The organism is uncultured Caballeronia sp. (assembly GCF_964243625.1).
In the GTDB taxonomy this organism is placed as follows: domain Bacteria; phylum Pseudomonadota; class Gammaproteobacteria; order Burkholderiales; family Burkholderiaceae; genus Caballeronia.
The window spans coordinates 1-8673 of sequence record NZ_CAXTGZ010000234.1; the positions used below are offsets into that span (position 1 = coordinate 1).

General features: G+C 57.8%; 8 protein-coding genes and 1 pseudogene. 5 read left to right on the forward strand and 4 right to left on the reverse strand.

Features of this window, described 5'->3' with window-relative positions; all coding sequences use genetic code 11:
• From ACFFAR_RS16810 to clpS, 3 genes and pseudogenes are all read right to left on the reverse strand, one after another.
• Nucleotides 1–229: pseudogene (locus tag ACFFAR_RS16810) on the reverse strand (amino acid permease); the annotation flags it as partial.
• 142 nt (nt 230–371) lie between these two features.
• Nucleotides 372–2672: an ATP-dependent Clp protease ATP-binding subunit ClpA gene (clpA, locus tag ACFFAR_RS16815; RefSeq protein WP_061998708.1), complete on the reverse strand. Its 2301-nt coding sequence runs from the start codon at nt 2670–2672 to the stop codon at nt 372–374.
• Nucleotides 2669–2983 carry an ATP-dependent Clp protease adapter ClpS gene (gene clpS, locus ACFFAR_RS16820; protein WP_031359828.1) on the reverse strand — a complete coding sequence of 105 codons (315 nt, stop codon included), beginning with the start codon at nt 2981–2983 and terminating at the stop codon, nt 2669–2671. Before clpS ends, clpA begins: the two co-directional genes overlap by 4 nt.
• 592 nt (nt 2984–3575) lie before the next feature.
• On the opposite strand from clpS, the gene ACFFAR_RS16825 reads away from it, so the two are divergent.
• Nucleotides 3576–3782 carry a cold-shock protein gene (locus ACFFAR_RS16825; protein ID WP_035497884.1) on the forward strand — a complete coding sequence of 69 codons (207 nt, stop codon included), beginning with the start codon at nt 3576–3578 and terminating at the stop codon, nt 3780–3782.
• A 141-nt stretch (nt 3783–3923) separates the two neighbouring features.
• Here ACFFAR_RS16825 and icd read toward each other — a convergent pair whose 3' ends face one another.
• A complete protein-coding gene (gene icd, locus ACFFAR_RS16830) occupies nt 3924–5177 on the reverse strand; it encodes an NADP-dependent isocitrate dehydrogenase (protein WP_061998707.1) in 1254 nt (417 codons plus the stop codon).
• Nucleotides 5178–5426: 249 nt separating this feature from the next.
• On the opposite strand from icd, the gene ACFFAR_RS16835 reads away from it, so the two are divergent.
• The 4 genes from ACFFAR_RS16835 to ACFFAR_RS16850 form a co-directional block, all read left to right on the forward strand.
• Nucleotides 5427–5996, forward strand: coding sequence for a pseudouridine synthase (locus ACFFAR_RS16835; protein WP_174362499.1), 570 nt, complete (start codon nt 5427–5429; stop codon nt 5994–5996).
• A 349-nt stretch (nt 5997–6345) separates the two neighbouring features.
• Nucleotides 6346–6540, forward strand: a complete 195-nt coding sequence (locus tag ACFFAR_RS16840; RefSeq protein WP_061998706.1) for a hypothetical protein — start codon at nt 6346–6348, stop codon at nt 6538–6540.
• A 211-nt stretch (nt 6541–6751) separates the two neighbouring features.
• Entirely contained in the window at nt 6752–7252 is a 501-nt protein-coding gene (locus tag ACFFAR_RS16845) for a DUF192 domain-containing protein (protein ID WP_062170474.1), read from the forward strand.
• Nucleotides 7253–7544: 292 nt separating this feature from the next.
• Nucleotides 7545–8673: elongation factor G (locus ACFFAR_RS16850; protein WP_375508157.1), on the forward strand; the 1129-nt coding region annotated here is incomplete at its 3' end.

An 8673-nucleotide genomic window follows, 5' to 3' on the forward strand; every position in this document is an offset into this window, starting at 1 on the left:
TCATCTCGGCCAGCGCGCCCATCAGCAACAGGGCGATGACCGCGCCTATCGCGTAACTCAGCAACACGCTCGGCCCGGCAAAGCCGATCGCAAAACCACTGCCCAGAAACAATCCCGTTCCAATCGCCCCGCCAATGGCGATCATCGACATCTGTCCGGCCGTCAGACTCCGGTGCAGCCCCTTCTCCCGTTCGACAATGGTCTCGAACGACCCACGTTCAAAGCTCAAATCAACCTCTTGAAGTCAATATCCGCAACGCTCGCGGACGTAAAAAAGCGAGGCGGCGCGGAAAGTTTCTCCGCGCCGCCTCGCCGATGATGACACACCTTACACGCGTGTCACCTGACTTCAGTCATCACCTGCTTGTTGCTTACTCGACCTCGACCGCTTCCGGGTTTGGATTGCGCGGGACAGGGCTTTCGTCAAACGTCAGCGACACCTTGTCGTCCGCATCCACGTCGACCGTCACGCGGCCACCCGTCATCAGCTTGCCGAACAGCAACTCGTCAGCCAGCGCACGACGAATCGTGTCCTGGATCAGGCGCTGCATTGGCCGTGCGCCCATCAGCGGATCGAAACCATGCTTCGCGAGGTGCTTGCGCAACGCGTCCGTAAAGACCGCATCGACCTTCTTCTCGTGCAACTGATCTTCCAGTTGCATCAGGAACTTGTCGACCACGCGCATGATGATTTCTTCATCCAGCGAACGGAAGCTGATGATCTGGTCCAGACGATTGCGGAACTCAGGCGTGAACATCCGCTTGATATCGGCCATTTCGTCGCCGGTTTCCCGACGGTTCGTGAAGCCGATAACCGATTTCTGCATCGCTTCAGCGCCCGCGTTCGTCGTCATGATGATGATGACGTTGCGGAAATCTGCCTTGCGACCGTTGTTGTCGGTCAGCGTGCCGTGGTCCATGACCTGCAGCAGCACGTTATAGATATCCGGATGCGCCTTCTCGATTTCGTCCAGCAACAGCACGCAATGCGGCTTCTTCGTGACGGCTTCGGTCAGCAAACCGCCCTGATCGAATCCGACATATCCCGGCGGCGCGCCGATCAGCCGGCTCACCGCGTGACGTTCCATGTACTCGGACATGTCGAAGCGCAGCAGTTCGATACCCAGCGTGAACGCCAGTTGCTTCGCAACTTCCGTCTTGCCGACACCCGTCGGACCCGAGAACAGGAATGCGCCGATTGGCTTGTCCGTCTTGCCGAGACCCGCACGCGCCATCTTGATGGCAGCCGCGAGGGCATCGATGGACTGGTCTTGCCCGAACACCACGCTCTTCAGATCCCGATCCAGCGTCTGCAGCTTGCTGCGATCGTCTTGCGACACGCTTTGCGGCGGGACGCGGGCGATCTTCGAGATGATTTCCTCAATCTCATTCTTGCCGATCGTTTTCTTCTGCTTCGACTTCGGCAGGATGCGTTGCGCGGCACCCGCTTCATCGATCACGTCGATTGCCTTGTCCGGCAAATGACGGTCGGTGATGAAACGCGCCGACAGTTCAGCCGCTGCCGAAAGCGCACCCGACGAATACTTCACGCCGTGGTGTTCCTCGAACCGCGACTTGAGTCCACGCAGGATCGCGATGGTCTGCTCGACAGTCGGCTCAGCGACATCGACCTTCTGGAAACGACGCGACAACGCTGCGTCTTTTTCGAAGATCCCACGATATTCGGTGAACGTAGTGGCGCCGATGCACTTCAGTTGACCCGACGACAACGCCGGCTTCAGCAGATTGGATGCATCCAGCGTTCCACCCGATGCAGCACCCGCGCCGATCAGCGTATGAATCTCGTCGATGAACAACACCGCATGCGGGCGTTCCTTCAACTCTTTCAGCACTGTCTTGAGACGCTGCTCGAAATCGCCCCGGTATTTAGTACCGGCGAGCAATGCACCCATATCGAGCGAATACACCTGTGCGTCGGCGAGAATATCCGGCACTTCGCCGCGCGTGATGCGCCATGCGAGCCCTTCGGCAATGGCGGTCTTACCCACGCCAGCCTCACCTACGAGCAGCGGATTATTCTTCCTGCGGCGGCAAAGTACTTGCACCACACGTTCGACTTCCAGTTCGCGGCCGATCAGCGGATCGATCTTGCCGTCCTTCGCAAGCTGGTTCAGGTTCTGCGTGAACTGCGCAAGAGGGGTTTCCTTTTGCGCTGCCGCGTCTTCCGCTTCCGGATTCGCTTCGCTGCTCGCCTTCGCCGCATCGCCCGTGTTCGTCTTCGCAATACCATGCGAGATGAAATTGACGACGTCGAGGCGCGTCACGCCCTGCTGTTGCAGATAGTAGACGGCATGCGAATCTTTTTCGCCGAAGATAGCGACCAGCACGTTCGCGCCGGTGACTTCCTTCTTTCCATTCGACGTTGATTGCACATGCATGATCGCGCGCTGGATTACGCGCTGAAAACCAAGCGTGGGCTGAGTATCGACGTCGTCCGTGCCGGGCACGGTGGGCGTATTGTCATGAATGAAATTGCGCAGGTTTTGCCGCAAATCTTCAATGTTTGCTGCGCATGCACGCAACACTTCAGCCGCGGTCGGGTTGTCCAACAAGGCCAGTAAAAGATGCTCGACCGTAATGAACTCGTGCCGCGCCTGACGTGCTTCCATAAACGCCATGTGCAGACTGACTTCCAGTTCCTGGGCAATCATGCTTCCTCCATCACACACTGCAGCGGATGACCCGCTTGCCTCGCGTGGCTAACGACTTGCTCAACTTTGGTCGACGCGATGTCCCGCGTATAGACCCCACAAACTCCCCTGCCTTCGCGATGAACCTTCAGCATGATCTGCGTCGCAGTCTCACGATCCTTATTGAAATGTTCCTGCACGACGAACACGACGAATTCCATCGGCGTGAAGTCGTCATTCAACAGCACCACTTTGTACATGGACGGCTGTTTGAGCTTCTGTTCCTGCCGCTCCAGTACGGTGCCATCCTGCTTGTTGGGATTGATCGCCATACGCCCATTCTAAACAACTTGGACAGGCTCGCCATCTCGCCAAAACTCCGTTCGCCGTAGGGGCCGAATCGATGTCGCCGCACACTTCGCGCGACCTGTCGCTTGCTGAATTCCGCCGGCTCTTTTTACCGAACCGGCCCTCTTGAAACACCGTTGAATCCAGTATCGCACAGCTCTCAAAAAAACGAATTGTTCACCTTGTGCGGCCTGCCCTGGTCACTTCCTGGACGACTTTGCTGCGCCTCGTACAAGCGATACGGCCCGCCAACATTGCGCACGTCTCGTGCCGCTTCCTGCCTGTACTGCATGTGCGTCGATTATGCGACTTTTCAAGATGGCGTGCTTGTGCGGCGGGATACGCGCAAAGCGGGAAAAACCCTTGAAATGAGGCATTTACAACGGCTTTACGGCCATCTCAAAATTTTCTTGACACCTGATTTAAGAGATTAAACAATCAAATTGGCACTTTTTTCCGAAGCGTTTCAGGTGAAGAAAGGCCGAGGTGAGCTTGTGAGGAGGGGGCGGCTCACATAGTGGGTCGTCAAGCTTTTCGAGCGTGCTCGTGGTAGCGACGAGAGTAAGAGGGGAAGTGATGTCAACAGGTACGGTCAAATGGTTCAACGACGCGAAAGGCTACGGATTCATCACGCCCGATGAAGGCGGCGAGGATCTTTTTGCACATTTCTCGGCGATACAGATGAATGGTTTCAAGACACTCAAGGAAGGCCAGAAGGTCAGCTTCGAGATTGTCCAGGGACCGAAGGGCAAACAGGCATCGAACATCCAGGAATCTGCCTGACCGTTCGAAAAGCGCACAGTCCTCGAAACCCGGCTGCGAGCCGGGTTTTTTTGTTTTGGGACGGGAAACGGACGAAAAAAGCCCCGATGCCTTTCGGTTGCATCGGGGCCTCAGCCATTTACTACATGTCCAGTTGCACGCCTACATATTCTCGACCAGCACCTGCCCGAACCCTGAACACGACACTTGAGTCGCGCCTTCCATCTGGCGTGCGAAGTCATAGGTGACGCGTTTTTGCAGGATCGATGCTTCCATCGACTTGATGATGATGTCGGCGGCTTCGATCCAGCCCATATGGCGCAGCATCATTTCCGCCGAGAGAATCTCCGAGCCGGGATTCACGTAATCCTTGCCCGCGTACTTCGGCGCCGTGCCATGTGTAGCTTCGAACATGGCGACCGAATCCGACATGTTCGCGCCCGGCGCAATGCCGATTCCGCCAACTTGCGCCGCCAGAGCGTCGGAAACGTAGTCACCGTTCAGGTTGAGCGTGGCGATCACATCGTATTCGGCGGGACGCAACAGGATCTGCTGCAAGAAGGCGTCCGCGATCACGTCCTTCAATACAACGTCATTACCCTTCGGGTTCTTGATCTTCATCCACGGGCCGCCATCGATCAGCTCGGCCGCGAACTCTTTTTGCGCGAGCGCGTAGCCAAAGTCACGGAATGCGCCTTCCGTGAACTTCATGATGTTGCCCTTGTGCACGAGCGTGACCGAACTGCGGTTGTTGTCGAGTGCGTACTGGATTGCCTTGCGAACCAGGCGCTCCGTGCCTTCACGCGACACCGGCTTGATCCCGATACCCGATGTCTCCGGAAACCTGATCTTTTTCACGCCCATCTCTTCCTGCAGGAACTTGATGATCTTCTTCGCGCCTTCGGACTCAGCCGGCCATTCGATACCGGCGTAGATGTCCTCGGAGTTCTCGCGGAAAATGACCATGTTGGTCTTCTCCGGCTCGCGCACCGGCGACGGTACGCCCTTGAAGTACTGGACCGGGCGCAGGCAGACGTACAAGTCGAGTTGCTGGCGCAGCGCGACGTTGAGCGACCGGATACCGCCGCCCACCGGCGTGGTGAGCGGTCCCTTGATCGAAACGACATATTCCTTCAGCACGTCCAGCGTTTCGTCGGGCAGCCAGACGTCAGGGCCGTAAACCCTGGTCGCCTTCTCCCCGGCGAAGATTTCCATCCAGTGAATCTTCTTCTTGCCGCCGTACGCTTTTTCCACGGCTGCGTCGACTACCTTGATCATCACCGGTGTGATGTCCACGCCCGTGCCGTCGCCTTCAATAAACGGAATGATCGGCTGGTCGGAGACATTGAGGGTGTAATCGGCGTTGACGGTGATCTTCTCACCCTCCGTCGGAACCACGATGTGCTGATACGGCATGAGCGACTCCAATTCAAACTGGACTATTAGATAAGGAAATGCACGGAAATCGGTGGCAAAAAAAGGGGTGGCCAGACAATGTCGCCAGCCTTGCAGCCAAGGCCGGCGCACGTTCGATACGGCTTCGAAGGCTATTCTAGCCCACGGTATGAAGCGTCCGCCCGGATGGCGCGTATGCCGGTTCCGTGATGTTGGTGCATTAAGATGCCGGCATTCGCCATTTACCGCACCGACACTGCACCAGACGCCATGCCGCTGATTGCGCTCAATAAACCGTTCGGCACGATCTGCCAGTTTTCAGCGCACGAGAAACACCCGTCGCTGGCTGAATGGATCGACACGCCCGGCGTGTACCCCGCGGGCCGGCTCGATACCGACAGCGAAGGCCTGCTCCTGCTCACCGACGACGGCGCGCTTCAGGCGCGCATTTCAGAACCGCGTCACAAACTCGCGAAACGATATTGGGCGCAAGTCGAAGGCGCGCCCGATGCCGCCGCGCTCGAACGGCTGGCCGCAGGCGTCGATCTGGGAGATTTCGTCACGCGCCCATGCAAGGTGAAGTTGGTCGAGTCGGTGGAAGCGCTTTGGCCGCGCACCCCGCCCATTCGATACCGCGCCGCCATCCCGACGACGTGGATCGAGTTATCGATTACTGAAGGGCGTAACCGGCAAGTACGCCGCATGACGGCGGCCGTCGGGTATCCGACTTTGCGGCTGGTGCGCACCGGCATAGGCGCGCTCGATGTCTTCGGCCTCGGCCTCACACCCGGCGCATCAATGACCCTGCCCGCTCGTGCCCCCTGGAACGGCATCGTTTAACTAATGCCCGTTTGAGTGTTGCGTCGCGCGCACCACATTACGAATTCATTTCGTCTTCCAAACGATCTTCTGCTGACCGCCTTGCGTTATCCCATAAAACTCACGTCAACCGACTTACCGCATGCGGCGTTATTCGCAGCAGATGCCTTAAACCGCCATCCGGCATTAGCGAAGAACTGCAACGAACAACCCTTTTATGAAGGCTTTACGTAAGGTTCAAGTGCTCGCAGCGGGATCGACATTTTTGTTCGAGACCCCTGTCAACCAAAAGGTGGATGGCTCGTTTACCGACATGACTCCATCGACCGGGTCATAAGGTTAAATCAAACTAAAGCTGAGGATTCACAACATGAACAAACTGATCGCTGCTCTCGTCGCTGGCCTGTTCGCAACGGCTGCATTCGCACAAGCTTCGGCACCGGAAGCATCGGCTCCTGCAGCTGCTTCGACCGCTCACAAGTCGGCACACAAGAAGTCGACCCACAAGAAGGCTACGCACAAGAAGGCAGCTTCGGCTGCTGCAGCTTCGGCCGCGTCGGAGTAAGTCGCATCAATTGGTCATAGATCGCGGCAACGCGACGCTAATACCAAGTAGTGCTGTCGCTCACGCGACATTAAAGGCAGACACCTTCAGAGGTTCTGCCTTTTTCTTTTTGCACGTGCTCAAGTAACATGCGCCAGTCATGCCGGATCATTCAGTCAACCGGCTTTATCCCGTGAGGAGTTTCGCCGTGCGTCTTTCGTGGCCTTCATCAATGTCCCCCCGCTCAATCCCGTCGTTCAACCTTGGCCGCCTGGTTCGCCGTGCGCTCGTCGTGGTTGCCATGCCGCTCATTTCGCTTGGCGCACACGCGCAGCAAATGCCGCCGGGCGCCAAGCAACCCGGAGACTTTCCGCACACCAAGCTCACGGCCGGCATGTATGTGATCGACGCCGCCATTGCTTCATCCGACGCCGATCGCGAGCAAGGCCTGATGTATCGCACGAAGCTCGCGCCCAACGAAGGCATGCTGTTCGTGTTCAACGAACGTGCCGTGCATTGCTTCTGGATGAAAAACACGTTGATCCCGCTGTCGATTGCTTTTATTCGCGAGGACGGCACGGTGACGGATATCGATGAAATGCAGGCCGAGACGGAGAACAACCATTGCCCACGCAACAACGGCGTGTACGCGCTCGAGATGAGCAAGGGCTGGTTCACCGCAAAGGGAATCAAGCCTGGAATGAAGATCGAGGGATTGCCGCCCGTGCAGTAACGCACTCCGGCGCCCGGAATCCCCGGCCGCGCCCGCAAATGACTTTGGAGCCGGCCGCCGCTTTCGGGCGCGCGCCGGCTTTTTGCGTTGTGGGACGCGCGAGGCGCCTCTAGCGCACGGATTCGCCGTTTTTGGCGGGCTGGCAAGATTCCTGCAAAGAGAGCCTCGACGCGCTATCCTGATAAACCAGCGAAACACGCATAGCGCTTCGCTCCGGAGCCGCCAAACCGCCATTTTCAGCATTCGGCCGGTTCGGCAACAAAAAGCTCCATCCAATCAACAGGAGGTTCAAGTGCCCCGCAAGACTCCCATCGACCGCTATCGGAATATTGGTATCAGCGCTCATATCGATGCCGGCAAGACCACGACCACCGAACGCATTCTTTTCTACACTGGCGTGAATCACAAAATTGGTGAGGTTCACAACGGCGCGGCGACGATGGACTGGATGGAGCAGGAACAGGAGCGCGGCATCACCATCACCTCTGCCGCCACCACGGCCTTCTGGAAAGGCATGGCCGGGAATTACCCTGAACATCGTATCAACATCATCGATACACCCGGACACGTCGACTTCACCATCGAAGTGGAACGGTCTATGCGCGTGCTCGACGGCGCCTGCATGGTCTACGACTCGGTCGGTGGCGTGCAGCCGCAATCCGAGACCGTATGGCGCCAGGCCAATAAATACAAGGTTCCGCGCATTGCGTTCGTGAACAAGATGGACCGCGTGGGCGCCGACTTCTTCCGCGTGCAGCGTCAGATTGGCGAGCGCCTGAAAGGCGTCGCCGTGCCGATGCAAATCCCCGTGGGCGCCGAAGATCATTTCCAGGGCGTGATCGACCTGGTCAAGATGAAGGCGATCATTTGGGACGAAGCCAGTCAGGGCGTGCTGTTCGAGTATCAGGAAATCCCTGAGAACCTGCTCGCAACCGCCGAGGAATGGCGCGAGAAGATGATCGAAGCGGCCGCGGACGCCAACGAAGCGCTGATGGACAAGTACATCGGCGGTGAGGAAATCAGCGAAGACGAGATCAAGGCGGCCATCCGGTCACGGACGCTGCGCAGCGAGATCGTGCCGATGTTCTGCGGCAGCGCGTTCAAGAACAAGGGCGTGCAGGCGATGCTCGACGCGGTGATCGACTATCTGCCGTCGCCGGCGGACGTGCCCGCCATCATGGGCGTGGACGAGTACGACAAGGAAGCGGAACGTCATCCGACTGACGAAGACCCGTTCTCCGCGCTCGCGTTCAAGATCATGACGGACCCGTTCGTGGGCCAGTTGATCTTTTTCCGCGTGTATTCGGGCGTCGTGAATTCCGGCGATACCGTCTACAACGCCATCAAGGAGAAAAAGGAGCGGCTCGGCCGGATTCTCCAGATGCATGCGAACGAGCGTCAGGAAATCAAGGAAGTGCGCG

Coding starts and splice junctions, on each gene's coding strand:
- clpA (WP_061998708.1), bottom strand. CDS start 2,672: ATGATTGCCCAGGAACTGGAAGTCAGTCTGCACATGGCGTTTATGGAA.
- clpS (WP_031359828.1), bottom strand. CDS start 2,983: ATGGCGATCAATCCCAACAAGCAGGATGGCACCGTACTGGAGCGGCAG.
- ACFFAR_RS16825 (WP_035497884.1), top strand. CDS start 3,576: ATGTCAACAGGTACGGTCAAATGGTTCAACGACGCGAAAGGCTACGGA.
- icd (WP_061998707.1), bottom strand. CDS start 5,177: ATGCCGTATCAGCACATCGTGGTTCCGACGGAGGGTGAGAAGATCACC.
- ACFFAR_RS16835 (WP_174362499.1), top strand. CDS start 5,427: ATGCCGCTGATTGCGCTCAATAAACCGTTCGGCACGATCTGCCAGTTT.
- ACFFAR_RS16840 (WP_061998706.1), top strand. CDS start 6,346: ATGAACAAACTGATCGCTGCTCTCGTCGCTGGCCTGTTCGCAACGGCT.
- ACFFAR_RS16845 (WP_062170474.1), top strand. CDS start 6,752: ATGTCCCCCCGCTCAATCCCGTCGTTCAACCTTGGCCGCCTGGTTCGC.